28 protein-coding genes are annotated in these 25468 nt (G+C 73.8%); 16 read left to right on the top strand and 12 right to left on the bottom strand.

From position 1 onward, the window contains the following. Positions 1-22 precede the first annotated feature (22 nt). Both ACZ466_RS42015 and ACZ466_RS42010 read right to left on the bottom strand, forming a co-directional pair. Positions 23-688, bottom strand: a complete 666-nt coding sequence (locus ACZ466_RS42015; RefSeq protein WP_378291801.1) for a response regulator — start codon at positions 686-688, stop codon at positions 23-25. Then, the gene (locus tag ACZ466_RS42010) at positions 685-2772 is read right to left on the bottom strand and encodes a histidine kinase (RefSeq protein WP_378291799.1); all 2088 of its coding nucleotides are present in this window, start codon (positions 2770-2772) and stop codon (positions 685-687) included. The genes ACZ466_RS42015 and ACZ466_RS42010 overlap by 4 nt, the downstream gene beginning before the upstream one ends. A gap of 166 nt (positions 2773-2938) precedes the next feature. On the opposite strand from ACZ466_RS42010, the gene ACZ466_RS42005 reads away from it, so the two are divergent. The 3 genes from ACZ466_RS42005 to ACZ466_RS41995 are packed head-to-tail and all read left to right on the top strand — an operon-like array spanning position 2939 to position 5450. After that, the gene (locus ACZ466_RS42005) at positions 2939-3838 is read left to right on the top strand and encodes an ABC transporter ATP-binding protein (RefSeq protein ID WP_378291796.1); all 900 of its coding nucleotides are present in this window, start codon (positions 2939-2941) and stop codon (positions 3836-3838) included. Next, positions 3835-4623 (top strand): ABC transporter permease, encoded by a 789-nt coding sequence (locus ACZ466_RS42000; protein WP_378291794.1) that lies wholly within the window; start codon positions 3835-3837, stop codon positions 4621-4623. The genes ACZ466_RS42005 and ACZ466_RS42000 overlap by 4 nt, the downstream gene beginning before the upstream one ends. After that, a complete protein-coding gene (locus tag ACZ466_RS41995) occupies positions 4620-5450 on the top strand; it encodes an ABC transporter permease (RefSeq protein WP_378291792.1) in 831 nt (276 codons plus the stop codon). Before ACZ466_RS42000 ends, ACZ466_RS41995 begins: the two co-directional genes overlap by 4 nt. 589 nt (positions 5451-6039) lie before the next feature. Here the strand turns inward: ACZ466_RS41995 and ACZ466_RS41990 are convergent. Then, positions 6040-6354 (bottom strand): hypothetical protein, encoded by a 315-nt coding sequence (locus ACZ466_RS41990; RefSeq protein ID WP_378291790.1) that lies wholly within the window; start codon positions 6352-6354, stop codon positions 6040-6042. A gap of 454 nt (positions 6355-6808) precedes the next feature. Here ACZ466_RS41990 and ACZ466_RS41985 point away from each other — a divergent pair, with 454 nt between their 5' ends. Next, a complete protein-coding gene (locus tag ACZ466_RS41985; RefSeq protein ID WP_464041891.1) occupies positions 6809-7711 on the top strand; it encodes a helix-turn-helix domain-containing protein in 903 nt (300 codons plus the stop codon). A 340-nt stretch (positions 7712-8051) separates the two neighbouring features. Here ACZ466_RS41985 and ACZ466_RS41980 read toward each other — a convergent pair whose 3' ends face one another. Together ACZ466_RS41980 and paaI are read right to left on the bottom strand one after the other, a co-directional pair. Continuing rightward, positions 8052-8894: an LLM class F420-dependent oxidoreductase gene (locus ACZ466_RS41980; RefSeq protein ID WP_378291786.1), complete on the bottom strand. Its 843-nt coding sequence runs from the start codon at positions 8892-8894 to the stop codon at positions 8052-8054. Between the two features lie 82 nt (positions 8895-8976). Beyond that, positions 8977-9408 carry a hydroxyphenylacetyl-CoA thioesterase PaaI gene (gene paaI / locus ACZ466_RS41975; protein ID WP_378291783.1) on the bottom strand — a complete coding sequence of 144 codons (432 nt, stop codon included), beginning with the start codon at positions 9406-9408 and terminating at the stop codon, positions 8977-8979. Positions 9409-9526: 118 nt separating this feature from the next. Between paaI and ACZ466_RS41970 the strand changes: the two genes are divergently transcribed. From ACZ466_RS41970 to ACZ466_RS41960, 3 genes are all read left to right on the top strand, one after another. Beyond that, positions 9527-9928 carry a nitroreductase family deazaflavin-dependent oxidoreductase gene (locus ACZ466_RS41970; protein WP_378291781.1) on the top strand — a complete coding sequence of 134 codons (402 nt, stop codon included), beginning with the start codon at positions 9527-9529 and terminating at the stop codon, positions 9926-9928. A gap of 115 nt (positions 9929-10043) precedes the next feature. Beyond that, complete coding sequence (locus ACZ466_RS41965) at positions 10044-11105, top strand: phosphotransferase enzyme family protein (RefSeq protein WP_378291779.1); 1062 nt, start codon at positions 10044-10046, stop codon at positions 11103-11105. Positions 11106-11219: 114 nt separating this feature from the next. Then, positions 11220-11459: an NAD(P)-binding domain-containing protein gene (locus ACZ466_RS41960; RefSeq protein WP_378291776.1), complete on the top strand. Its 240-nt coding sequence runs from the start codon at positions 11220-11222 to the stop codon at positions 11457-11459. A 160-nt stretch (positions 11460-11619) separates the two neighbouring features. Here ACZ466_RS41960 and ACZ466_RS41955 read toward each other — a convergent pair whose 3' ends face one another. Then, complete coding sequence (locus ACZ466_RS41955) at positions 11620-11763, bottom strand: hypothetical protein (protein WP_378291774.1); 144 nt, start codon at positions 11761-11763, stop codon at positions 11620-11622. Positions 11764-11893: 130 nt separating this feature from the next. Between ACZ466_RS41955 and ACZ466_RS41950 the strand changes: the two genes are divergently transcribed. Then, entirely contained in the window at positions 11894-12127 is a 234-nt protein-coding gene (locus tag ACZ466_RS41950) for an NAD-binding protein (RefSeq protein WP_378291772.1), read from the top strand. Positions 12128-12144: 17 nt separating this feature from the next. On the opposite strand, the gene ACZ466_RS41945 is transcribed toward ACZ466_RS41950, so the two are convergent. Then, positions 12145-12861 carry a histidine phosphatase family protein gene (locus ACZ466_RS41945; protein WP_378291770.1) on the bottom strand — a complete coding sequence of 239 codons (717 nt, stop codon included), beginning with the start codon at positions 12859-12861 and terminating at the stop codon, positions 12145-12147. Between the two features lie 94 nt (positions 12862-12955). Between ACZ466_RS41945 and ACZ466_RS41940 the strand changes: the two genes are divergently transcribed. From ACZ466_RS41940 to ACZ466_RS41915, 6 genes are all read left to right on the top strand, one after another. Then, positions 12956-13342, top strand: coding sequence for a VOC family protein (locus ACZ466_RS41940; RefSeq protein ID WP_378291768.1), 387 nt, complete (start codon positions 12956-12958; stop codon positions 13340-13342). Positions 13343-13362: 20 nt separating this feature from the next. Beyond that, positions 13363-14007: a class I SAM-dependent methyltransferase gene (locus ACZ466_RS41935; protein ID WP_378291766.1), complete on the top strand. Its 645-nt coding sequence runs from the start codon at positions 13363-13365 to the stop codon at positions 14005-14007. 64 nt (positions 14008-14071) lie between these two features. Next, entirely contained in the window at positions 14072-15307 is a 1236-nt protein-coding gene (locus ACZ466_RS41930) for a hypothetical protein (RefSeq protein WP_464041890.1), read from the top strand. After that, positions 15304-16410 (top strand): hypothetical protein, encoded by a 1107-nt coding sequence (locus ACZ466_RS41925; RefSeq protein WP_378286789.1) that lies wholly within the window; start codon positions 15304-15306, stop codon positions 16408-16410. The genes ACZ466_RS41930 and ACZ466_RS41925 overlap by 4 nt, the downstream gene beginning before the upstream one ends. 73 nt (positions 16411-16483) lie before the next feature. After that, the gene (locus tag ACZ466_RS41920; RefSeq protein ID WP_378286788.1) at positions 16484-17962 is read left to right on the top strand and encodes a hypothetical protein; all 1479 of its coding nucleotides are present in this window, start codon (positions 16484-16486) and stop codon (positions 17960-17962) included. Next, complete coding sequence (locus ACZ466_RS41915) at positions 17959-19320, top strand: AAA family ATPase (RefSeq protein ID WP_378286787.1); 1362 nt, start codon at positions 17959-17961, stop codon at positions 19318-19320. Before ACZ466_RS41920 ends, ACZ466_RS41915 begins: the two co-directional genes overlap by 4 nt. Positions 19321-19329: 9 nt before the next feature. Here ACZ466_RS41915 and ACZ466_RS41910 read toward each other — a convergent pair whose 3' ends face one another. Then, the gene (locus tag ACZ466_RS41910; protein WP_378286786.1) at positions 19330-20145 is read right to left on the bottom strand and encodes an ABC transporter ATP-binding protein; all 816 of its coding nucleotides are present in this window, start codon (positions 20143-20145) and stop codon (positions 19330-19332) included. A 154-nt stretch (positions 20146-20299) separates the two neighbouring features. Here ACZ466_RS41910 and ACZ466_RS41905 point away from each other — a divergent pair, with 154 nt between their 5' ends. Both ACZ466_RS41905 and ACZ466_RS41900 read left to right on the top strand, forming a co-directional pair. Next, positions 20300-20815 carry a hypothetical protein gene (locus tag ACZ466_RS41905; protein WP_378286785.1) on the top strand — a complete coding sequence of 172 codons (516 nt, stop codon included), beginning with the start codon at positions 20300-20302 and terminating at the stop codon, positions 20813-20815. Between the two features lie 208 nt (positions 20816-21023). Further along, positions 21024-21713: a hypothetical protein gene (locus ACZ466_RS41900; protein WP_378286784.1), complete on the top strand. Its 690-nt coding sequence runs from the start codon at positions 21024-21026 to the stop codon at positions 21711-21713. 364 nt (positions 21714-22077) lie between these two features. On the opposite strand, the gene ACZ466_RS41895 is transcribed toward ACZ466_RS41900, so the two are convergent. The 4 genes from ACZ466_RS41895 to ACZ466_RS41880 form a co-directional block, all read right to left on the bottom strand. After that, positions 22078-23721, bottom strand: a complete 1644-nt coding sequence (locus tag ACZ466_RS41895) for a coiled-coil domain-containing protein (protein WP_378286783.1) — start codon at positions 23719-23721, stop codon at positions 22078-22080. 191 nt (positions 23722-23912) lie between these two features. Beyond that, complete coding sequence (locus ACZ466_RS41890; protein ID WP_378286782.1) at positions 23913-24671, bottom strand: sugar isomerase domain-containing protein; 759 nt, start codon at positions 24669-24671, stop codon at positions 23913-23915. Beyond that, the gene (locus tag ACZ466_RS41885; RefSeq protein WP_378286781.1) at positions 24664-25143 is read right to left on the bottom strand and encodes a PTS sugar transporter subunit IIA; all 480 of its coding nucleotides are present in this window, start codon (positions 25141-25143) and stop codon (positions 24664-24666) included. Before ACZ466_RS41885 ends, ACZ466_RS41890 begins: the two co-directional genes overlap by 8 nt. Continuing rightward, the gene (locus ACZ466_RS41880) at positions 25140-25442 is read right to left on the bottom strand and encodes a PTS sugar transporter subunit IIB (RefSeq protein WP_378286780.1); all 303 of its coding nucleotides are present in this window, start codon (positions 25440-25442) and stop codon (positions 25140-25142) included. Before ACZ466_RS41880 ends, ACZ466_RS41885 begins: the two co-directional genes overlap by 4 nt. Between the last annotated feature and the right edge of the window lie 26 nt (positions 25443-25468).

Raw genomic sequence — 25468 nt, 5'->3', positions numbered from 1 at the left:
TGTCGGGCGATGTCGCCGGGTCTCAGGGGCGGGGGCGGACCAGGCCGGTTTCGTAGGCGACGATGACCAGCTGGGCTCGGTCCCGGGCGTGGAGTTTGGCCAGGAGATGACCGATGTGGGTCTTCACGGTCGCGACGCTCAACTGGAGGTGGGCGGCCAGTTCGGTATTGGAGAGGCCGCGTGCGATGAGGGCGAGGACCTCGCGTTCGCGGCTGGTCAGGGCCTCCAGCTCGCGGACGGGCGGGGCGGAGGTTTCGGGACGGCTCGCGAACTCGGCGATCAGGCGGCGGGTCACGGTCGGGGCCAGGAGCGCCTCGCCGGACGCGACGACCCGGACGGCCGCCAGGAGGTCGGCGGGAAGGGTGTCCTTCAGCAGGAACCCGCTGGCCCCCGCGCGCAGTGCGGCGTAGACGTAGGCGTCCAGGTCGAAGGTGGTGAGGATGAGCACGCGGACGGCGGGGGCGTCGGAGCACACGCGGCGGGTCGCCTCGATGCCGTCCATTTCCGGCATGCGCACGTCCATCAGGATGACGTCGGGCTTGGTGCGGGCTGCCAGGTCGACCGCCTCGGCGCCATCGCCCGCCTCGCCCGCGACCTCGAATCCCGGGGTCGTCTCGAGCAGCACGCGGAGGCTGCCGCGCAGAAGCACCTGGTCATCGGCGATAAGAACACGGACGGGTTCGGTCACGAAGCACTCCGGTCGTACGGCAGGCGGGCCCGCACCGCGAAGCCCCCCTCGGGACGAGGGCCGGCAGTGAGCTCTCCGCCGTACATCATCGCCCGCTCCCGCATGCCGATCACGCCGTGGCCGGGCGTCGCCCCCGGCAGCACCCGGACGCCGGGCCCGTCATCGGTCACCTCGATCCGCACCTCCCGCTCGTCCTGCTCGACGACGACGCGGCTGCGCGCCGGGGCCGCGTGCTTGACGACATTGGTCAGCGCCTCCTGGACGATCCGGTAGACCGCGAGCGCCACCCCTTCGGGCAGCTCGCCCGCGCGGAGCCGAAGGTCGACCCGTACACCGGCCATCGCGGCGGTGTCCGCCAGCCTGGGGATTCCGGCCAGTCCCGGGACGGGTGCAAGCTCGTTCTCGGTCAGTCCGGAGAGCGCCTGTAGACCCACCGCATGAGCGTGGCCAAGGTCGGCCCCTGGGACATGGCCACGCTCCGCCCCCTGAGCATGGCCGCGGACGGCCCCTCGAACATGGCCACGGTCAGCCCCTTGGAAGCGGCCACGCTCGGGCTCGGGCTCCTGAGCGTGGCCGCGCTCGGCACCTTGGACGTGGCCGCGCTCGGCCTCTTGAGCATGGCCGCGGGCAACCCCTTGGACGCGGCCGCATGCGGGCTCCCGAGCGTGGCCGCAGTCAGCACCTTGAGCGTGGTCGCGGGCGGGGGCTTGGACGTGGCCGCAGGCGGGCTCCTGAGCGTGGCTGCGGGCGGGGCCTTGGACGTGCCCGCAGCCGGGCTCCTGAGCGTGGTCGCGGGCGGGGGCTTGGACGTGGCCGCAGGCGGGCTCCTGAGCGTGGCTGCGGGCGGGGCCTTGGACGTGGCCGCAGGCGGGCTCCTGAGCGTGGCTGCGGGCGGGGCCTTGGACGTGCCCGCAGCCGGGCTCCTGAGCGTGGCTGCGGGCGGGGCCTTGGACGTGCCCGCAGCCGGGCTCCTGAGCGTGGTCGCGGGCGGGGGCTTGGACGTGGCCGCGGGCGGGCTCCTGAGCGTGGCTGCGGGCGGGGCCTTGGAGGTGGCCGCAGCCGGGGTCTTGAGCGTGGTCGCGGGCGGGGCCTTGGAGGTGGCCGCAGCCGGGGTCTTGAGCGTGGTCGCGGGCGGGGCCTTGGAGGTGGCCGCAGCCGGGGTCTTGAGCGTGGTCGCGGGCGGGGCCTTGGAGGTGGTTGCGGGTGGGGTTTTGAGCGTGGCTGTGGGGGGTGGACGGTTGGAATGCTTTGCTCTCGGGGTTCTGCCCGGGCGGGGGGTTGTCGGCGGGGACCTGGTGGGCGGTCGGGAAAGGGGGATAGGGAGGATCCGACGGGGCGGTGCGTAGGACGCCCAGGAGGTGACGCATTTCGGTGAGGGCGCTCCGGCTCGTGGTCTCGATGACGCGCAGGGCGTCCAAGGCCTCCTGGGGGCGGGCCTCCGCCACGTGGACGGCGACACCCGCCTTGACCGCGATGAGGCTCATGCTGTGCGCGACGACATCGTGCAGCTCGCGGGCTATGCGGAGGCGTTCGTCGGCGACGGCCTGGTCGGTGAGCTGGCGGGCTGACTGGGCGGCGTACTTGCGGCGTTCGCGGACGGCGCGGCCGATCGTCCAGGAGGCGCCGAGCACGGCCAGGCTGAACAGCAGGCCGCCGATCAGGCCGATGACCGCGTCCCGGGGCCCCGCCAAGGGGCCGAGGATGATGACGAAACCGCTGAACGTGCCGATCAAGGGGGTGGGGATCCAGCGGCGCGGGCGGCTCGCCAGGGCCACCGGGTAGAGGGCATACGCCGCGGCGAGGAAGGAGTCGCCGGGGAGCCGCAGCACGAACGTCGCCACGATCGACATGGTCAGCACCAGGGCCAGCACCCGGGACGGCCATCGGCGCCTGACCGCGAGCGGCGGCCCGACCAGGAGCACCGCCAGGAACTCCACGGGCGGCGGCACCACGTGGGTGTCGCGCCGGGCGGTCAGCACCAGCATCAGGAAGGTGTACGCCAGTGCGGCGCAGGCGTCCAGGCCCATCAGCTGGTGCCGGTCGAGCCGCCGGACCAGCAGGGGGCGCAGCTCGGGATCGTCCACGTTCAGACGGTATATGCCCAGGCCGGGTGGCGCCTCCGGCCGTGGCATGTCATCCCTGGGTAGGAGAACGGTCCCGGCGGCCGGGCGCGGTCGGACCGAGGGCGTAGGGGGAGGTCCCGTCCCCGCTCCGATGTGCCGGACGGGCCGGGCCGGGACCGTTGACGACATGATCGAAATACACGAGCTGACCAAGCGGTACGGGCGTTCCGTCGCGGTCGACGGCCTGTCGTTCGGGGTGCGGCCGGGGACGGTCACCGGGTTCCTCGGCCCGAACGGGGCCGGGAAGTCCACGACCATGCGGGTCCTGCTGGGCTTGGACGCGCCCACGTCCGGTACGGCGCTGGTGAACGGCCGCCGCTACCGCGAGCTGCGCCGTCCAATGCACGAGGTCGGCGCGCTGCTGGACGCGAACGCCGCGCACGGCGGGCGCAGCGCGTTCGACCATCTGCGGTGGATGGCGCGCAGCAACCGGATCCCGGTGAGCCGGGTGACGGCGGTGCTGGAGCATGTCGGGCTGGCCGGTGTGGCCCGGAAACGGGTCGGCGGGTTCTCCCTGGGGATGCGGCAGCGGCTCGGGATCGCGGCGGCGCTCCTCGGCGATCCCGGGGTGCTGATGTTCGACGAGCCGGTGAACGGCCTGGACCCCGACGGCGTCCGCTGGATCCGCGAGCTGATGCGGTCGCTGGCCGCCGAGGGCCGCACGGTGCTGATCTCCAGCCATCTCATGAGCGAGATGGCGCTCACCGCGGACCGGCTGGTCGTGATCGGCCGGGGCAGGCTGATCGCGGACACGTCGGTGCGGGAGCTCGCGGACCGGTTCCGGCAGGGCGTGCTCGTGCGGTCGCCGCGCGCACCGGAACTGTCGGCGGTCCTGGTCGCGGCCGGGGCGACGGTGGACGCGGGCGCGGGCGGGGAGCTGTCGGTGCACGGCCTGGAGGTGGACGCGATCGGCGACCTGGCGGCGGCCGAGGGCATCCCGCTGTACGAGGTGACGCCGCGCAGCGCCTCGCTCGAGGACGCGTACATGGAACTGACCGCCGGAAGCACGGAGTACCGCGCCTCATGAACGCACTCCCTATTCATGTGTTCGCGTCGGAGTGGCTGAAGCTGCGCTCCGTCCGGTCGACGTTCCGCACCCTCGGGGTGGTCGTCCTTTTCGTACTGCTCTGCGGCCTCTGGTCGTGGTTCGCGGCGAGCTCCTGGGATGAGATGACGTCCGAAGAGCAGGCCATCGCCACGATGGCACCCGCCGTCCAGCCGCTGGTGCTGGCGCTGCCGATCTGCGCGGCGGTCATCGGCGGCCTCGCGATGACCTCGGAGTACGCGACCGGGATGATCCGTACCAGCCTGGCCGTGGTGCCCCGCCGGGGGCTGCTGTTCGCGGCCAAGGCGGCGGTGGCCGCCACGGTCACGCTGGTGACCGCGCTGGTGGGCTTGTCGGTCGCCCTGGCGTTGGGACGGTTGATCGTCGGGGATCGGCCGATCTCCACGTTCGAGCCGTCCGTGGGCGAGCAGGTGCCGCACCTCCTCACGCTGAGCGCGGCGGCGGCGGTGATCGCGCTGGTGACGTGCGGGACGGGCGCAGTGCTGCGGTCCACCGCCGGGACGCTGACGGTCGTGATCGTGCTCGTAGCCGTCCTGCCCCAGGTCGCCAACCTGGTGCCGGCTCCGTGGGGCGAACGGCTCCTGTCGGTGCTGCCGCTCATGCTCCCCTTCCAGATCGTGGCGGCGCCGGGTGCGTCCCAGGATCTGGGCGTGCTGTCACCTGCGGCGGCCTCCGCCGTCCTGGCCGCGTACGCGATCGTCGCGCTCGCGATCGGCGCCTTCTCATTCGTACGGAGGGACTCATGACCGTCACGACGGAGGCGCATGCGCCGCGCACGAGCAAGGGACTCGCACTGCCGGACGCGGCGGCGGCCGAATGGCTCAAGCTCCGATCGGTCCGCTCGACCCAGGTGGTGCTGGGTGTCGTCCTGGTGTTCCTGCTGCTGGGAGTGCTGCTGGCGTGGCAGACGACCGCGATCTGGGACGGCCTCTCCCCCGAGCGCCGTACCCGCTTCGCGTTCACCGGGCCCGCGGCCCTGGTGTCCTGGGCGGCCGCACTGTGCCTGGGCGTGCTCGGGGTGCTGCAGGTCACCTCCGAGTACCGGACGGGGATGATCCGTACGACGCTGGCCGTCATGCCGCGCCGTCCCGCCATACTCGCCGCCAAGGCCGGGGTCCTCGCGGCGCTCGCGCTGGCCGTCGGCAACGCGGTCACGCTGGCGTCCTTCTTCACCGAACGCCTGATCGTCGGCGACCGGCCGATCCCCGGTCACCGGACGGCCGTCGCGCAGGAACTCCCGGAACTGCTGGCCAGGGGCTCGATGGTCGTGGTGTACGCGCTGCTGGGGCTCGGGCTGGCGGCCCTCCTCCGCTCAACGGCGGGCGCGATCGTCGGGCTCGTGCTCCCCTGGTACATGCTGCCGATCTTCACCGGGTTCCTGCCCGCCCCGTGGGACAAGCGGGTCTCGTCGTTCATGCCGGACGCACTGCCGGAGCAGATCGTGGGTGGAGGCAACACCCATTCCGTCTACGGCGACCTGCTCCCTCCGGTCGCCGCCGTGGCGGTGGCGGTGGCGTACGCGGTCCTGCCGGTCTGCGCAGCCGCCTTCGTCCTGAACCGCCGCGACGCCTGACCAGCGGGCCGCGCTCCGCACAACGCCCCACCCCAGCCGCCTGGGCAGGCGGGCCTCTCCCCCGTCTGCCCAGGCGCAGCCAACGCGCCCGAAGGGACCACTCCCGCCTCACGATGCCGCGACCTGGCCGCCTTGCCGCCGAGTACGCGGACGCAGCCCAACTACCCGGCAGTCTGAGCCGCGCGGCCTCGGACGAACGACAGCCCGAGTCGTCCCCCCGCACACGGGCACACCCCAGTTGCCCAGCGAGCCCGGCCCGTCTGCCACGTTCAGGCTGCCGCCAGCAGGGCAGTCCAAGCCGCCGAGCACGCGAGTCCGGCCTGCACACCGCGTGCAGGACGCCCGGACCTCTATCGGAACGGGTGCCTCCAACCGCCTTACAGGGGCCACAGTTGCTCGGCGTGCCGGCCATACCGCCGTCGGAACGGCGGTGCGCCTGCTCCGGGCTTATCCCAACGGTCTGCGGGTCGTTCGGGGCCTTGGCTGGACGAAATTCGGCCTGATCCGTTCGGGGTTAAGGACGTCCGCCTGTGGCCATATTTCCCGTCCAGGCAGTGGCGCGGGAGTCTTGGTCACGGAACCGCGTGGGTCAGGTGGTTCGTAGATGCGAGGTTCGGACGGTGAGGCGGTCGCGTAGCAGGGCGATCGCCTCAGGGAGGGTACGGGCCGCGGCCTGGGCGCGGACCTTCCGGCCGTCGATCTCGACGACGGTCTGGACGAGCGCGGGACGTGGCAGCGCCTCGTCGGCGACGACGCTCAGCGTCAGCCCGGCCGAGGCGATCGAGCCGCGCACACCTTGGAGGGCCGTGCGGAGGGCGTGCTCCGCTGCGGCGCGCTCGTCCTCGGTGACGCGACCGGACGTGAGGAAACGGACTTCTGGCAGTTCATGAACGGTCGAATGCATGATTCCCCCAATCTGCGATCTCTTCACCGGAGGGCCCCGCACGGAGCGGCGCGCCGCGCGGTGGCCGCCCCGTCGCGCGTGCGGAAGGAGCGCGACGGGCGGACTGAGCCCTCCGTAGATAAAGACTTGGTAGCGGTTCGCGGCGTTTGCCGGTTCCGGCGAGAGCTTCATCACGCGTCACTCCGCGTGCCCGTTCGCGCGTTGTCTGGCAAACTACCTGCGGAGCCACAGTCGACCCCATAGACTGCGGACGTCGACCTCGGCCCCACGCAGCACAGGTGACCAGGCGTGACCGCCCGCTCTTTACCACGGCTCGCCGCCCTCGCCGAGGCTGAAATTTTCACACTTCCCAAATACGGGCCCCGATCCTCTAGCATGTTGCAGTGCCGTTCCGCCCTGTGAACGGTCCCGTCGACTGGCTGGTGACCCCTTGCCCCAGGATTCAGCTGCACAGATGTCGTCGGCCGAGAGTATTTCGGCCGGAGGCCGGCTCCTCGATTACCCGCGCCATGGCGGGCCGACCGTCCTGCGCATCCTGCTCGGCGCTCAGCTTCGCCGGCTGCGCGAGGCGCGCGGGTTGTCGACCGAGGAGGCCGGTTACGAGATCCGCGGCTCGCACTCGAAGATCAGCCGGATGGAGCTGGGTCGGGTCGGGTTCAAGGAGCGGGACGTCGCCGACCTGCTGACGATCTACGGCGTCACCGACCCCGAGGAGCGCGAGGCGCTGCTGCAGCTGGCCAAGGAGGCCAACACTCCTGGCTGGTGGCACCAGTACGGCGACGTGCTGCCCGGCTGGTTCGAGACCTACCTCGGCCTGGAGGGCGCCGCGTCCCTCCTGCGCACCTACGAGGTGCAGTTCATCCCGGGGCTGATGCAGACCGAGGACTACGCCCGCGCGGTCGTACGGCTCGGCTACACCGACGCCGCCGATGAGGACGTGCAGCGCCGCGTCGGCCTGCGGATGACGCGGCAGGAGCGCTTCAGCCGGCCCAACGCCCCGACGCTGTGGGCGGTGCTGGACGAGGCGGTGCTGCGCCGCCCGCTGGGCGGCCGCGAGGTGATGCGGGGGCAGATCCGGCATCTGATCGAGATGACCGCGCTGCCGAACGTCACCCTGCAGATCGTGCCGTTCGGGGCGCTGGAGCACGCGGCGGTGGGCGGCCCGTTCACCATCCTGCGGTTCGCCGAGCCCGGCCTGTCGGACGTGGTGTTCATGGAGCAGCTGACCAGCGCGCTCTACCTGGACAAGCCCACGGACGTCGACACCTACATGCGGGCGATGAACAACCTCTGCATCGCGGCCACGCGTCCGGACGACACCGTGAACTTCCTGGAGCGGGTGCTCGCCGACTTCTGACCGCCGGACGGACGCGCCGGTGCGTGATCATGGGCCCGTCGCGGGCGGAACGCTGTTGGGCGATACAGAGCATGAGGTTCTCGCGCTGACGCGAATGCCCAGGTAGAGGGAATGCCTGGGATCTGACCGCCGCATCCGGCCAAGCGAATTCACGTTGTCAGAATTCGTCACGCTCCGTGAAACGGCGGCCCGGTGGCCTTGACCGCCCGGCGCCCGGTCGCCCGTGCGGGGCGACAAGATCGGGGGCCGCGTTCACATTCCATCGCCATGGGCCATCCCCCGGGGCATGCCTTGCAAGGCATGCCCCGGGGAAGCCTGCCCGGGGGTCCAGTCTCGTCCCTTAGTTCTTGGCCAGTGGGGCCAGTTCGCGCCACTGGGGCAGCGGGACGTCCTGGGGGGTGGAGGTGATCACCTGGAGGGGGAGGTGGTCGGCGCCCGCGTCGAAGTGCTCGGTGACGCGGCGGGCTATGGCGTCCAGGTCGCCCCAGGCGAACACGGAGTCGATGAGGTGGTCGCTGCCGCCGCCGGTCAGGTCGTTCTCGGAGAAGCCGAGCCGCAGCAGGTTCTTGGTGTAGTTGGGCAGGCGCAGGTACATCTCCAGGTGGGCGCGGGCCGTCGCGCGGGCGCGGTCGGGGTCGCGTTCGAGCACGACCTTGACCTCCGGGGCCAGCAGCTTGCCCTCCCCCAGGACCTCGCGGGCCTTCTGCGTGTGCTCGGGGGTGATGAGGTACGGGTGGGCCCCGGCGGCGCGGTCGCGTGAGGCGGCCAGCATCTTCGGGCCGAGCGCGGCCAGGACGCGCCTGTCGGCCGGGGAGCCCGCGGTGTCCAGCCGGTCCAGGTAGTCGATCATGGCGCTGTACGGGCGGGTGTAGCGCTCCCCCACCAGCGCCCCGTGGCTGGCGCCGAGGCCGAGGACGAACCGGCCAGGATGGGCCTTCTCCAGCGCGGCGGTCTGCTCGGCGACCGCCTCGGGCTCGTGGTCCCAGATGCTGAGGATGCCGGTGGCCACGGCCAGCCGCGAGGTCGCCTCCAGCAGCGGGGCCGCCTCCTGGACGGCCGGGCTGCCGCCCAGCCACACCGCGCCGTAGCCGAGTTCCTCCAGTTCGGCGGCCGCCTCCCTGTTGCGCCCGGCGTCCCCCGCGCGGATGCCGATGTTCCACACGCCCAACCGGCCGAGATCCATGCGTGCCTCCTGTTGATCGATTTCCGTCCCCCGCGACAACCCGGCGGCTCCCGCGCGTCATTCCCTTCCCCGGGGGGCGGGTTCAATCCGGCAGGACGCGACGGTCGCGGCTGCGGCCGGTGCCTCGGAACTCGGCGATGACGGTGCCGTCGGAGACTCTCCGCACCGTGACGTCGTAGACGCCTCCGCGGCCGAAGCGGAGGCGTTCGGCGGCGGAGGCCTCCAGTACGTCGCCGTCGTGGGCGGGGGCGGCGAAGACGATGTCGGCGGCCGCGGCGACGGTGACGCGGTCGTGGGTGTTGCAGGCGTAGGCGAAGGCGGAGTCGGCCAGCAGGAACAGGTAGCCGCCGTGGGCGAGGCCGTGGCCGTTGACCATCGCGGGGGTGACGGTCATGCGGACCCGCGCCCGTCCCGGGGCCACGCCGGTGACCTCCATGCCGAGGTCGGCCGCCACCCGGTCGCGTTCGCGCAGGGTCTCGGCGCAGCGTCGCGCCACCTCGTCGGCAGAGCTCATCGGTTCAGCGTAGTGATCGTTCCGTATTGATCGTTGCGAACGCGGGAAGGTCCTCGCAGGGGCCGCGGTTGATGTGGAGACCCGTGGACGTTTGATACATCGGAGAAGAGGGATCTCGATGCTGTTTGGGCAAGAGCACGTCAAGCGCTACCGCGAGACGGACGGAGCGGAGGGCCACGACTGGCAGGGCACCACGACGCTGCTGCTCACGACGACGGGCCGGCGCAGCGGCAAGCAGTACACCATGCCGCTCATCTACCAGTGGGACGACGAGAACCCCGTCGTGGTGGCGTCCAAGGGGGGCGATGACGCGCACCCCGACTGGTACCTCAACCTGCAGGCGAGCCCGGATGTCGAGGTGCAGGTGCGCGCCGAGAAGTTCCGCGCCCGCGCGCGCACGGCGACCCCGGAGGAGAAGGCGCGCCTCTGGCAGAAGATGACCGCGACCTGGCCGGCGTACGACGAGTACCAGACCAAGACCGAGCGGGAGATCCCGGTCGTCATCCTCGAGCGGGTCTGACCGCCCGCGGCGCTCCCGCCTCTGTTCGCGTGGTTCTCTTTCACGGGAAGGGCGGGGGCGTGTAGCGTCGGTGGGAACACGCGTTCGACCGTCCAGAAGCCACCGGGGTGCTGAGGTGCCGACGTCACGGAGCGCCGACGGCGGGGATCCGCCGCCGCGCCTGCTGAAGCGCTGGGGTATCGCCGATCCGGCGCCGCCGGCGCCGATCGCGCCCCGCCGCTGGCGGGCCGACACCGGTTCGGGGTCGTTCTTCCTGAAGGAGTACGGGGAGGGCGGCCGCCGCCGCGCGGCGTTCCAGCACGAGGTGACCGCGGCGCTGGACGCGGCGGGGCTTCCGGTGCTGGCGCCCGTTCCGGCGGTGCGCGGGGGCCGGACGCTGGTCACGGCGGGCGGGCGCGGGTTCGCGCTGTTCCCGTGGGTGGAGGGACGGCGGCGCGGCGGCCTGGAGCTCACCTTCGGCCAGTGCGAACGGCTCGGCGGGCTCCTCGGTGAGCTGCACGCGGCGATGGACCGGCTGACCGCGCCCGTCCAGCAGAGCCTGCTGGTGCCGACGCCGCGCGCCGCCGACGCGGTGGCGGCGATCGACGGGATGCTCGCCGGGCTGCCCGGCGACGGCAACGACTTCGCCGCGCTCTCCGAGCGGCGCCTGCGCGAGCGGCGGGCGCTGCTCACCGAGCTGGCCGACCACCAGCCGCCGGAGATCGAGGTGAGCACGGTCGGCCATCTGCACGGCGCGTTCCACGAGGGCAACCTGCGGTACGGGGGTTCGGGGAACGTGACGGCGGTGCTCGGCTGGGGCGCGATGACGACGGGTCCGGTGGCCGGGGAACTGGTGCGCTCGGCGGCGGCGCTGTTCGCGTGCGAGGACGAGCCCGGCCTCGACCTCGACCGGGTGATGGCGTTCATCCGGGGGCATCGCGCGGCGTTCCCGCTGGACGCGGGGCAGATCCAGGCCGCGGTGCATCGGGAGTGGTGGGAGCGGCTCTGCGACGTCGCTCCGCTGCGGCACCGCTACGTGGGCGACGAGGGCTCGGGCGAGGAGCCGGCGACGGGCGTCCGGGCGGCGGCCCTGGTGGGCTGGTGGTCGGCGAATCTGGAGCGCACGCTGGACGTGTTCGCCGCGCCGTACACCGAGGCGCCGGTCGAGGCGCCCGAGGAGAGCCCCGCCTACGGCTGACGGTCCTCGCCGGCGCGTTTCGCCTCCTCTTCAAGGGAGCACGACCGGAGGAGCAGGTTCGTTCCGCAATTTGGACTAATCAGTACATAACCGTTCTGCACGGAAGGACCGATCATGACCGCAGTCGCGCTGCTGGGAACCGGGATCATGGGCACGGCGATGGCCCGCAACCTGCTCCGGCACGGGTTCGAGCTCCGGGTCTGGAACCGTACGCGCTCGCGCGCCGAGCCGCTCGCGGCCGACGGCGCCACGGTGGCGGGGTCACCGGCCGAGGCCGCCGACGACCCCGAGGTGGTCTCCGGCGGCCCAGGACAGCGTCTACCTGCAGGCCAAGTTGACCTCCTCCCCTCGTGAACGAGGGGATTCCAACCCGTGACCTCAGGGGAGGACAACAGGTTGAGGTTCGCGGTTCGTCCGCCCCGGCAACCCGGAGCGTCCCCGCGCAGCAACGGCCGGTCCGGCCGCCGTGCACACGAGCCCAGGCCCGCGTGCGATCTTGCGTGCCGCGTTCACATCAGCATTGCAGGCGAAACCGCAGGACCCGCACCCGGAAACGCGCTTGGCTCTCGCGCGCCTCCACGTCCCGGGTCCCGCACGCCAAGCAGCGCTGCAAGGTGAACGCGGGATCGATCTTGTACTCCAGCCGCTCGACCAGCATGACCCGGCCAGCTCGGTCTCCACCGGCCAGGCATCACAGACGGTAGCACCGAGACCGCAGACCGCGCCCGGGGTTCCTGAAATCCGCCGTGGGCGGCAGATTGAAGCCGGGGGTTTCGTCGGAGTACCCGATGAAGGCGATCCGGGACGGCGACTTCGAGCCGAGTTTCACCCTGCGCAACGCGGAGAAGGACACCCGCCTCATCGGTGAGGCGGCGCGTTCGGCGGGGATCCGGGTGGACATGACCGACGCCGCGAACCAACGCTTCCGCCGCGCGATCGACCAGGGGCACGGCGACGAGGACATGGCCGCCACCTACTTCGCCGGCTTCTCCGCCCAGGCCACCGCGCCCGGCTCGTCTTGAGGCGCGGTCGACGGGGTTCAGCCGACGGCTTCGGTGGACGGCGCGTCGGCGGGTGGGGTGTCGGTGAGGGGGGCTTCGAGCAGGTGGGTGAAGGAGCCCGCGAGCTGGCGGAGTCCGTCCGGGGCGGAGGGGTCCGCGCGGAGTTCGACGATGGCGCCGTTGGGGACGGAGCAGCCCCTCAGGAAATGGCGGAACATGCCCATCGCCGCGGCGTCCGGGGCGGTGACGCCCGTGGACAGCGACCAGATGAGCGCGCGCATGTAGAGGCCGTGCGTGAAGACCGCCACGAGACCGTCGCCGGTCCGGCGGTTGAGGCGTTCGACGAGGTCGCGCGTGCGGGCGATGAGGTCCTTGAACGACTCGCCGTCGCCGCCGTTGACGTATCCGGGGTCGCAGCGCTCCCAGTAGGCGAGGCTGTGGGGACGGCGTTCGGCGTTGGTCGTGCGCGGGCCGTGCAGGCTTCCCAGGAACGTGAACTCCTGGACGGGCCACTCCTCGTAGGGCACCTCGGGGAAGCGTTCCCTGGTGAGCCGCGCGGTCTCGCGGGCCCGGACGAACGAGGAGCTCACGATCAGCGCGGGCGGTTCGGTGAAGGCGGCGGCGACGCGCTCGGCCTGGGCGCGGCCGAGTGGGGTGAGCGGCGCGGCGCCGGGTCCGTCGGTGGGCAGTCCCGCGTTCGACTCGCTCTGCCCGTGCCTGATCAGCCATGTCCTCGCGCCCGCCGTTTCGATCATGGGCACCAGGCTGGCACGTGCGGGCCGTCCCGCGGAACCCCCGGTCCGCACCGCGCGGGAGGGCGGGGCCGGACGCCGTAGAAAGATGGGGCGCATGGAGATTCTGAGCAGCCGGATCCTGCTGCGGCCCGCCGACGCGGGCCGCGCCCAACGCTTCTACCGCGACGTGCTGGGCCTGGCGGTGTACCGGGAGTTCGGCCCGGAGGACGCCCCGGGCATGGTGTTCTTCATCGGCACGGGGTTCCTGGAGGTCTCCGGTCACGGTTCGGGCGAGACCGGCGGGACGATGATCTGGCTGCAGGTGCGCGATGTCCGGGCCGAGCACGACCGGCTGTCGGCGGCGGGCGTCACCGTCCTGCGGGAGCCGCGGGTGGAGCCGTGGGGGCTGGTGGAGATGTGGATCGAGGACCCGGACGGCGTGAAGATCGTTATCGTGGAGATCCCGGTGGACCACCCCCTCCGCCGCGACCGGCGCCGGTGACGGCGCAGAGGAGGGACCCCATGGCGGCGACGGCCTCCGATCCCGCGGCCGGCGGCTACTGGAACCACAACACGCACTACCACGGCCTGGTGCTGCGGGCCGTGCCGCGCGGTTGCCGGGACGCGCTGGACGCCGGGTGCGGCGACGGGCTGCTCGTGCGGCGGCTGGCGGCGCGGTCCGGGCAGGTCACGGGGCTGGACAGGTCCGCCGGGATGGTCGCCGCGGCGCGGGAGGCGAGCGGGCACCTGGCGAACGTCGGCTTCGTCGAGGCCGACCTGCTCTCGCACGATCTGCCGCGGGAGGGGTACGACTTCGTCTGCAGCGTCGCGACGGTCCATCACATGGATTTCGGCGCGGCGCTCACCAGGATGCGCGAACTGCTGCGTCCACGTGGGACCCTGGTCGTCATCGGCCTGGCCCGGACGGGGTCGGCGGGTGACCTGCTGTACTCGCTCGCGGGCGTGCCGGTGCACCACTACCACCGGCTTCGCCATCGCAGGCGCGCGGGCGAGCCGGGTGCGCCGCTGGCCGAGCCGGGCATGACGTGGGGGCAGGTCCGGCAGGAGTCCCAGCGCCTGCTTCCGGGCGCGCGTTTCCAACGGCACGCGCTCTGGCGCTACTCGGTCACCTGGCGCAAGCCGCCGGGCGAGGATCCCGCGGCCTGACACGCGCCACGCGCGAAACTGGAAAACACTGGAAGTGTCTGGAAGCTCCTGTACTCTCACCCGCATGTCCCCGTCACCCGGCGTACCGAGCCCCGAGGCGCTGGAGGCGCGCATCGCGGAACTGCGCGCCTCGGTACGCCGGGCGATGGCGCGGGGCGACCGCGCCGCCGCCCGGACGCTGCGCGCCGAGCTGCGCCGCGCCGAGGACGCCTGGGACGACGCGGTCCTCGGCGAGGGCCCCGCGCAGCCCGCCGAGGCCGATGACGAGCCCGCAGCGGATCGACCCGCCGCGGAGCGCCGCGCCGCTGAGCGCGCCGTCACGGGACGGGGCGCCGAGCGCGAACGCGGGCTGGTCCCCGTTCGCGAGCAGGTGCACCAGGCGCTGACGCTGCTGAGCGTCCCGGCCGCGCCGAAGCTGATCGGGTCGGTGTACGCGGCGTTCTTCCCCGGCGAGATCGCGGGGAGCCGGCTCACCAGCCTGCGCCGCGACGAGGAGCGCTCGTTCCGCACCTCGCCCTACTCGCGCCCCTACTACCTGTGCGCGGCCCTTACCGCCGACATGCTCGCGCCCGCCCGCGGCCTGATCACCGTGAGCACCTGGCCGCTGGAGCAGCGGGTGGTCGGGCCGCTGAGCGCGCGCACCGACTTCCTCACCGCCGCGCTCCGGATCGCCGAGCACGCCGGTCGCGGCGGCGCCTCGCCCTCGCCCGCCGTGCAGCGGCTGCTGTGGCGGTTCGCCGCCAACATCCCGGGCACGACCGGGGGCTCGGTGGGCACCGTCGAGCCGGCCGCGCTGGCCGAGGCCGCCGCGGCGGAGCTGGAGGTGCACCGCGCGGCCGACGGCGGGCAGCGGCGCGAGGCCGCCGAGCGTGCGCTGAGCCGCCTGGACGACGCCGAACGCCTCTTCGGCAGCCGGCTGCGCGCCATGCGCACCGCCGCCGCCACGGGCACCAACGGACCGGCGGGCCCGACGGGCGCCGTCCCGGGCGCCACCGCGCGAGGGTCCGCCTCACCGGCGAGCGCGCAGCCCGCGGCCCCGGCGCGCATCCGCCCGGCCGGCACGCCCGGTGCGGGCGCCGGTGGCGGCGGCCCGCGCTCGCGCGCCCCGCGCGGCACCGCGAAGGGCTCCCGCGCGTCCGAGAACACGCGCGCCGCCGAGGAGAAGCCGCCGGCCCCGCCGGCGCTCCGGCAGCGCCGCGCGAAGGGCGGGGGCACCGCCTCCCGCAAACCCCGCAGGCCCGAGTCGCCGGCCTCCTCGGCGCTCCGGCCGCACCGCGCCACCCACGAGGACGACCGATGAGCGATACCGATACCGCACTGGACTTCGACCTGGACCGGCTGCGCGGCGGCACCCCGCCCCGCAACCACGACGCCCGCACCATCGCCGCGCTGACCGCCAATCCCGGTTGCGCGCGCCGCGGGGTGATGGACGCCGCCGGGGTCGACAAGGACTTCCTCGCGCGGGAGCTCGGGTTCCCCTCGCCGTTCGGCCAGTCGCAGTTCGCCATCACGCGCGGGAACGTGTTCGAGGCCCAGGTCAAGGCGGACGGCTGCGCCGAGCTGCTCACCCTGCTGCGCGAGCGGCTCGGCCTGGAGGTGCCCGAGGTCGCCTACGACGACCTGGAGGTCGTCGCCGGGAACGAGGGCCGCGAGCTGCGGCACGCCCGCACCCGGCGGCTGCTGGCGCGGGCGCTGGAGTCGGGCGAGGGCACGCTGTTCGACCATCCGCTGCTGCGGCTGGAGATCGCGGGCCAGGTCGCCTATCTGGAGCCCGACGTCATCGCCTTCCAGCTGCGCGGCCGGCTGCACGTCATCGAGATCAAGTCGTTCGCGGTGGTGGACGGGCAGGCCGAGCCCGAGCAGGTGGCCGCCGCCGCCCGCCAGTCCGCCGTGTACGTGCTGGCGCTGCGCCGCCTGGTGGCCGAGCTGGGCCACCGGCCCGACCGGGTCTCGCACGAGGTGTTCCTGGTCTGCCCGGAGAACTTCTCCAACCGGCCCACCGCCACGCCGCTGGACGTGCGCCCGCAGCTGGCGGTGCTGGAGCGGCAGCTGGCCAGGCTCACCAAGATCGACCGGATCGTCGGCGAGCTGCCGCCGGACCTGACGTTCGCGCCGGGCGACGCGCTGCCCGAGGCGGTGCGCGCGGTGGAGGCTCGGTACGCGCCCGACTGCATGTCGAGCTGCGAGATGGCCTTCTTCTGCCGGGACGAGGCGCGGGCCTGCGGCGCCACCGGAACGCTCGGCCGCTCGGTCCGGGACGACCTGGGCGGGGTCGACTCGATCGGCACGGCGCTGGGGCTGGCCGAGGGCACGCTCGAGCCGTCCGACGACCTGGCCGAGACGGCGGTGCAGCTGCGCACCGCCGCGCGGCTGCGCCGCGAGGTCCTGGGCGGGGCGGCATGACGGGCTCGCCCCGGGCCCCGCTCCGCGCCCCCGTCGTCCCGTCCCACGGCGAGAGGGCGGAGGTCCCCGCGACGTGAGCGTGCTCACCTCGCTCGCCCAGCTGGAGGCGGCCGCGACCGGCCGCGCCCAGCCCCTGGCGACGGTCCGGCACTGCCACGTGTCGGACGCGCCGCTCGTCCTGATCCCGCTGAAGCTGGCCGGTGAGGCGGCCGCGCCGCTGGCGGTGATGCTGGGCGCCGACCGCGCCGATCCGACGCTGCTGGTCGTCCCGCAGCCGCGCAACCGCGACCTGCGGTTCGCGTTCGCCGCCGACCTGGCCAAGCTGGTCCTCAACCACGTGGAGACCAGCCGCGGCGGCGTGGAGGAGCTGCCGGCGGGCAAGGAGGGCGAGGAGCGGATCCGGTACGCCGACGCCCCGCAGCTGCTGGTGCCGAACCGGGGCGGGGTCGGGTTCCTGCGGCTGCTGGGCCGCTCGACGCGGTTCCGGCGCACCGAGGGGCCGTACGCGGTCGACGCCGCCGTGCCGGTGCTGGGCCGCTGGCTGACGTGGTTCGCCGACCGCAACGACCACCCCGGCTCGTCGCTGCTGCTGGCGATGACCGAGACGCTGCGGCTGCACTGGGCGACCGGGCAGAGCGCCCTGGAGGACGGCAACCTCGCCGCGCTGCTGGGCTGGATCGCCCCGCCCGACGGCCTGGACGGCCCGGCCGCCGCCGCGCTGGCCGAGGACCCGGTCGCCTGGCCCCCGGCCGGTCCGACGACCGACCCGTCGTTCGACAACGAGGTGCTCGCCCCGGCCATCGCCGCCTACGACCACGCGGGCCGCGACCCGCGCGCCGAGGAGCGGGTCCGCAACGTCATCGCCGAGCAGCTCACCCCCACCTGGGAGGTGATGTGGCGGGCGGTGGACGTGCTGCGCGCGCTGCCGCCGGGCGCGAGCGTGGCCTCCCGCTGGGAACGCGACCGCGACTCCTTCACCTACTACCACCAGACGTTCGGCGAGGCGTACCCGCAGGCCCGGCGCGATCCGCCGGTGCGCGCCGCCCGCCGCCTGCACGACCTGGAGCGCGCCCAGGACGCCTACGACGCCCAGCGCGCCTTCGACGACCCGCTCGTCATGGCCGAGCACCGGCTCACCGGCCAGGCGTTCGGCGGCACGGTCGTCGCCAGCGACCCGACCCGGCTGGACGAGACGGGCAAGCGCCCCAAGCTCCGCCCGCACGTGGTCGTCGCGACGGAGGACCCGGTGCGGCTCGACACGGGCGCCACGGTGTGCGACGCGTCCCGGCCGGCGCTCAAGGGCCGCGTGGTGGAGATCGACGCCGCGGCGGGCGAGGTGCTGCTGGAGCTGACCGGGGGCATGGGCCGCAAGCTGGTGCCCGAACCCGGCGTCGTCCCGGAGGCCGGCGCCCGGGTGGTGTTCACCTCGCGCACCGCCGACTCGTGGGGCGCGGCGAAGTTCCCCGACCGCGAGGACACGCCGTGGACGCACGGCGGCCCGCCCGACGAGTACGTCCCCAGCGACGAGGACGCGGCGGAGGAGTGGTCATGAGCGAGCCGGACGGACGGGGGAGGAACGCCATGGGCGAGGCGGAGGAGTTCGGGCTCGATCCCTCCGTGGCGGCGACCAAGGTGGTCGAGGAGGTGCTGGCCGACCTCGACGGCGGGCATCGCGGCGTGGTGGTCGACTCCCCGCCCGGCGCGGGCAAGTCGACGCTGGTGGTGCGGGCGGCCGCGCACCTGGCCGCCGCCGGTGAGCGGCTGATGATCGTCGCGCAGACCAACGAGCAGGTCGACGACCTCATCGACCGGATCGCCGGGAAGCATCCCGACGTCACGCTCGGACGGCTGTCGGCCTCCACCTACACCATCTCCGATCGCGTCGCGGCGTACCCGGGCGTGAAGGTGGCGACGAAGGCCGACCAGTTCGCCGACCGCATGGTCGTCATCGCGACCGCCGCCAAGTGGGCGACGCTGACCGACGGCTCGTGGCCGTGGGCGATCGTGGACGAGGCGTACCAGATGCGCTCGGACATGCTGCTGCGGATCGCCGGGCGGTTCGAGCGGGCGCTGTTCGTGGGCGACCCTGGTCAGCTCGACCCGTTCTCGACCGTCGAGGTGGAGCGCTGGGCGGGCCTGTCGTGGGACCCGATGCGCAGCGCCGTGTCGGTCCTGCTCGCGCACAACCCGGATCTGCCGCTGCACCGCCTTCCGGTGTCCTGGCGGCTGCCCGCCTCGGCGGCGCCGGTGGTGTCGGAGGCGTTCTACCCGTTCACCGGGTTCCGTTCGGGGACGGGTCCGGGTGACCGCCGCCTGGAGTACGGCGCGCAGGGCATGGGCACCAGTTACGACCGCGCGCTGGACGAGGCGGCGGCGTCCGGCTGGGCGTTGTACGAGCTGCCCGCGCGGCACACGCTCCGTACCGACTCCGAGGCCGTGAACGCGACGGCGGCGCTCGCCGTGCGGCTGCTGCAGCGGGGGCCGGTCGCCCATTCCGAGCAGGGCTCCGCGCCCGTCACCGCGGAGCGCGTGGCGATCGGCGCGGCGCACCGCGACCAGGTGACCGCGATCCGGGCGGCGCTGGGCGAGCACGGCGAGGGCATCACGGTCGACACCGCCAACCGGCTCCAGGGCCGCGAGTACGACGTCACCGTCGTCCTGCACCCGTTGTCAGGGCGGCGCGACGCGACCGCGTTCCATCTGGAGTCGGGCCGGCTGTGCGTGCTGGCGTCCCGGCACCGGCACGCGTGCATCGTCGTCGCCAGGGCGGGGATCCCCGAACTCCTGGACGCGCACCCGTCCACCGAGCCCGTGCATCTGGGCGTGCCGGTCAAGTTCCCCGACGGGTGGGAGGCCAATCAGGCCGTGCTCGCCCATCTGTCCCGGCACCGGGTGCAGGCCCACGCCTGAACGGCCGGGTCAGCGCCGGGCGGTCGCGGCCCAGCGGCCGTTGTGGCGGGCGATCTCGATCGGGTGGTCGAAGCAGGCGCTGACGAGCTCGGTGGTGAGGACCTCTCCGGCGGGGCCGGAGGCCAGGACGGCGCCGTCGCGCAGCAGCAGCGCGTGGCTGGTGCTGCTCGGCAGTTCCTCCAGGTGGTGGGTGACCAGGACGCTGGTGAGGTCGGGGCGGCCTTCGCGGAGTTCGTCGATGGCCGACAGCAGGCGTTCGCGGGCGGCGACGTCCAGGCCGGTGGCGGGCTCGTCCAGGAGGAGCAGCCTGGGCTCGGGCATCAGCGCGCGGGCGATCAGCGCCCGGCCCCGCTCGCCCTGGGACAGGTTGGGCCAGCGCGCGCCGGTGCGGGGGGTGAGGCCCATCAGCTCGATGAGCTCGTCGGCGCGGCGCAGCTCGTCCTCGGTGGGCGTCCAGCGGGGCACCAGCTCGATGGTGCCGGTCGCCCCGGTCAGGACGATCTCCCGTACGGTGCGCGCGGACTCCAGCGGGTGGCGCGGGTTGACCTGGCCGATCAGCTTGCGCAGCGCGTGCACGTCGACGCGGCCGAGCCGGTGGCCGAGGACCTCGGCGGCGCCTCGGGTGGGGTGGGTGTAGGCGCCGAGGATGCCCAGGAGGGTGCTCTTGCCGGCGCCGTTGGGACCGAGGAGGGCCCAGTGCTCGCCGGTGAGGACGGTCAGGGTGACCTGGTCGAGCAGGGTCCGGCCCTCGCGGACCAGATCCACCTTGTCGGCGTTGAGGACGATGTCGGCGCCGCCTCCGTGCGCCGGGTTCCGGTCGGTCACGGCGGACCACGCTAGCGGACAGGGGAGGCCGCGGGGCCTGCGGGGTAAGGAGATCGGCGGTGCCCGGCTCGGGTGCGGGGTTCGCGTCCATGGTTCGATGCTGGGGGCCGGACGGATACTGTGAGAGCCGGTGCCCGGCGATCAGGGGAGGGACATGGAGGACATCGGCTTCATGTGCGCCCGCTGCGGCGGCGAGGTGCACGACGTGACCCACAACCGCGAAGGCTCCCTGGACGGCGTGGGCTACCGCCACAACCGGCGCGTCGAGCCCTGGGACCACGAACTGGAGCTGGCCGTCGGCACGCCGACGCCGCGCGCCCGCGCGTGCGACTTCTGCGGGGTGCCCGGGCCGAGCTGGCTCTACTACCCCACGCTGGACCCCGAGGACACCGACATGTTCGAGGTGGAGCTCGACACCACCCACCTGTCGGACGACGACACCGCGGTGGCGGTGCTCAACATGCTGTACCCGTGGTACGCGTGCGACACGTGCTCGGTGCTGGTGGCCGACCGCAACATCGAGCGGCTGATCGTCCGGGCGCTCGACCGCACACCGGTGCGGGACGACGGGCCGGTCGACGAGGAGACCGTCCGGGCCCGGCTGACCGGTTCGCTGTCGGTGTTCTTCACGACGCGTCCCGGGCGCCCGCAGCCGTCGCGGGCTCTCTGAACGGTAAAGCCGACCTCTCCTTTCCGCCAGACCTCCCTTTCCTCACCTGCCCCTTGCCCGGTGTTTCCCATGCCGTCCCGGAGCCTCCGCCGGACGGGCGGCGGCGGGCGCGCGACCCTGGACGCCGGGGTGGCGCGAACGGTTGTCCGAGCGGCTCATTAAGATTCCGTCAGTTTGGGCACGACAGATGAACGTCCGGGGGAAGAAAGTGATCATTGAGACGCGCTACCGCGGTCCCGAGGGATCGGGCAACGGGGGGTATGTCGCGGGGCTGCTGGCCGGGCACGTGTCGTCGGACACGGTGACCGTGGCGTTGCGGCACCCGCCGCCGCTGGAGACCGAGCTGCTGGTGACGGCCGACGACGAGCGGGGGCTGGGCGCGCGGCTGTGGGACGGCGACCGGCTGGTCGCCGAGGCGCTGGCGGGGGCGATCGTGGTGCCGGCGGTGCCGCAGGTGCCGTTCGAGGAGGCGCTGGACGCGGCGGAGAAGTACCGGGCCGCCGAGCGGCACCCGTTCCCGGGGTGCTTCGTGTGCGGGCCCGACCGCGAGCCGGGCGACGGGCTGTGCCTGGAGCCGGGGCCGGTCGGTGAGGGGACCGTCGCGACGCCGTGGGTGCCCGAAGAGGTCCCCGCCCCGGAGATCATGTGGGCGGTGCTGGACTGCCCCGGCGGGCTGGCGTCCGGCCAGGACGACCCGCCGGTGGTGCTGGGCACCATGACGGCCCGGGTCACGGCGCTGCCCGAGGCGGGTGAGCGGTGCGTGGTGATGGGCCTGGCGCGCAGCCGGGAGGGGCGCAAGCTGCACGCGGCGGCGGCCGCCTACGGCGAGGACGGCCGGCTCCTCGGCCGCGCCGAGCAGATCTGGATCGAGGTCGACCCGGACCGTCTCACCGGCTGACCCCAACCGAACCGGCCCGGCCTTCGCGAAGCGCCGCGCCCACCCGCCCCGACAGGCGTAGCCGCTGCCGCGACCCGGCGGCGGCCTACACGCGACCGGATGTCGCGCGCGGCGCGCCGAAGCACGGCCAGTGCGCAGGCAGGCGACCCCGCCACGCGCCTTCCGTGCCACGGGCCGGCCCCCCAACCACGAGCCTCCGGCTGCGGGCGGACCTCCCGGCCACGAGGCTTCCTTGCCACGGGCCTCTTGGGCTCGGGCGGGAGGTCGGCGGCGCGCCCCCGCAGCGCGGCCCGGAGTGGGGCCTCGGGCCGTGAGGGCGCGCGGCGCATCCTGACCGCCACCGACTGCGGTCAGGGACGGACGGTCACGGGCCGGTGTAGAGCGGGTCGTTCGGCTCGCCGGCGCCGTTCATCTGCCTGCCGCTGGGCACGGGGGCGCCCCCGCCCTGTGCGGGCCCTCTCTGCCCCTGCGGCCCGCCCTGCGGCTGGGCGCCCTGTCCGGCGACCGGAACGCCCGGTTGGCCGGGCTGGCTCGGCTGCCCCTGGCCCTGGCCCGGCTGGCCGTGGGCCGGGCCCATCTGCGGGACGCCGGACGCGCCGTAGCGCCCGCCGGGCGGAATGTTGGACGACAGCGTGTTGTGGGTGAACTGGTCGATCTGGCGGCGGGCCCGGTCGGCCTCGGCGCGCGCGGCGTCGCGCTCCTCGGCGAGGGCGGCCAGCGCGGCCTGCTGCTCGGCGACCGACTGCGACAGCTGGCGCAGCTGGAGGGCCTGGTCGCTGACCTTGGTCTGCAGCTCGTCGCGCTCGGTGACGGCCTGCTGGGCCTGGGTCAGGGAGGCGTCGCGCTCCTTGGCGGCCTCCTCGGCGCGGGCGTTGGCCCGTACGGTCTCGGCCTCGGCCTCCGACTGGGCGCGCAGCGCGGTGGCGCGCTCGGCCTCGGCCTTGCTGGCGGCCTGCATGGCCCGCTGGCGCTGCGCCTCGGTGTCGCGCATGGCGTTGCGGAGGTCCTCGGCGCCCTGCTTGGCCACGGCGGACTCGACCCGCTGCGACTCGACGGCGCCCTCGGCCTCGGCGACCTTGGCGTGCAGCGTGACCAGTTCGGCGCGCGCGGCCTCCAGCGCGGCCAGCAGCTCGGTCTCGCGGGCGGCGATGCGGTCGCGCTCGCTCTCGGCGGCCAGCTTGGCGGAGACCGCCTGCTGGGCGATCTGGTGGGCCTCTTCCCAGGCCTGCTGGGCGGCGTCGCGCTTGGCGGTGGCGAGCTTGGACTCCTCGCGGGCGCGGGCGGACTCCCCTTCGGCGGCCTCGGCGCGCTGGCGGGCGGAGGCGGCCTCCTGCCAGGCATCCTCGGCCTGGCGGTGGGAGGCGTCGCGCTCGTTCTGCGCGATGGACAGCTCGCGGGCGGCCTCGGCGCGCACCTCGGCGACGCGGCGCTCGACCCCGGCGACGCTCAGCTCGGAGGTGAGGGAGTCGGCGAGCAGGTCGGCGGTCTTCTCCAGGCGCTCCACCATCTCCCAGGTGGAGGCGACCTGGCCGGTCAGGCCGGGGGCGTCGCGGCCGCGCTCGCGGCGGTTGCGGGCCTCGCGGGCGCAGGCGCCGTCGTTGTCCTGGCAGTAGCGGACGGCGCGCACGGCCCCGACGGGCTGCGGGACGGGCCGCCCGCAGTTGGCGCAGGGCCAGACGGCGACGGGCTCCCCCATGCGGGCCACGGCGGTCTCGGTCCTGGTCTCGGGGACGCGCGACGCGCTCTCGTCGCCGGAGCCGGAGGGCGACGCGGAGGCGGAGCCGGAGCCGGCGGCGGTCCCCTTGCCGGCGGGCTTGGTCCCGGGTCTCGGGGCGTCGACGACGGTCCGGTCGGCGGGATCCTCGGTCGGGGAGCCGGCGGGCTCGGGGGAAGCGGCGGGGGTGGCGGGGGTGGCATCTTTGGTCGTTCCAGCCTCGGAGACCGCGCCTTCGGAAGTCCCGGCCTGCCCCCTGGGGCCGCTATTGTCGCGCTCATCACTCGTAGGCATGGAATGAACCATACGCACTAGTACGCGTGGCTGCAGTTACTTGGGTGCCATGTGGTACCCCGCACTTCCTCGAAGGGCGCCGCGGGCCCCGGACCACGGGATATCGATGGTGACGTTGGGTGCCGCCACAATCACCCCGAGGCGCCACTGCGCCCTTTTCACGCTGTGCGCCGTCCACCCCGCCCGACCCGTCACGCCTGCGGGTCGGGAAGGCCGCCCAGTTCGGGGACGCGGTGGCCGTAGCGCGCCAGGAGCGCCCGGTTGCTCTCGTCGCCGCCGGGGACGTTCGCGCTGGTCCAGCAGGGCAGCTCGACGCCGCGGGCGGCGGCGAGGTCGTCCAGCTCGGCCAGCACCCGCGACCAGGCGTAGGCGGCCATGATCGTGGAGACGGCGGCGGTCCGCGGCGCCTGGGGCGGGTGCAGCACGTCCCCCGGCGGCACGGCGGTGTCCAGCACGATCGTGGCGTGGTCGGCCAGCGTGGTCTCGGCACGGGCGGCGGCGGCCCGCGACGCCTCCGGGGAGGTCACGGCGATCACCGGCACGCCGCGGCCGGCGCACTCGGCGGCGACCTCGACCGGGTAGGGGTTGCGGCCGCTGGTGGAGAAGACCACGGCCACGTCCGGCGGGGCGGGCTCGGCGTCCAGGACGACCGAGCGGCCCAGGCCCTCGGTGCGCTCGGCGCGGGTGCTGCGCAGGGCGTCGTCGAGGGGCAGCACCGAGGGGTCCCAGATCGGCTTGACCGCGGCCAGGCCGCCGGCCCGGTAGAACGTCTCGAAGACCAGGGCGAGCGAGTGGCCGGCGCCGGCGACGTGCACGATGCCGCCGGCCTCGATCGCCGGAAGGAGCAGCGCGGCGGCGTCGGCGATCGCCGTCCCGGATCGGGCGTCGACCTCGTCCAGCAGCGATCGGACGCGATCAGGGTAGGAGGTCCTCCGGAGGGCCTCAGGCATCGGAGCGCGCCTCCTCCCCCGGGGCCTCGGCACGCAGTGCCCGCTCCAGCTCGGCGGCCATCTCGGCGCGGCCGGGCGCCGCGCGCAGCCGGTCGGCCAGCCCCGCCGACAGCGCCCGTGCCAGCGCGGACAGGGACGCGACGTGCGCGTCGGCGTCCGGGGTGCAGAAGGCAAGGAGGAGGTCGACCGGGTCGTTGTCGGGGTGGCCGAACTCGACCGGCTCGGCGAGCCGGGCGGCGGCCACGCCGACGCCCAGGCCGCCGTCCTCGGGACGGGCGTGCGCCAGCGCCAGGCCCTTGGTCAGCACGATGTAGGGGCCGTTCTCCTCCACCACCCGGACGCAGGCGGCGGGGTAGCCCTCCCCCGCGGCGCCCATCTCGACCAGGATCGCGGCCGCCGCCTCGACGGCCTCCTTCCAGCCGGCCGCGGGCACGCCGTCGCGGGCCCCGACCGCCGCAGTGGACTCCGTCACGCGAGCCAGCCCTTCTCGGTCAGCCGCTCGAGCAGGCGGGCCTGCAGGCCCTCCTTGTCGAGGAAGTCGGTCACCGTGATCACCACCGGGGCCAGGTCCTCGATCTCGCTGGTGTGCATGCCCTGCCCGATGATCACGTCCGGGGTCATGCCGCGGGCGGTGGAGATGTCGGTGTTCTCCACGCGGGCGTCCACGTCCAGGGCGCGCAGCGCGTCCTCGGCGGTCATCTTGAGCATCAGGCTGGATCCCATGCCCACGCCGCAGACGGCGAGCACCTCCAGCGTGCGGTCCAATGCCATGTCGTCGTGTCTCCTTCTTCCTTCTG

It is taken from the genome of Actinomadura rugatobispora (genome assembly GCF_055379765.1).
The sequence above is the reverse complement of the archived record's forward strand: the minus strand, read 5'-3'. Positions and strand labels throughout refer to the sequence as shown.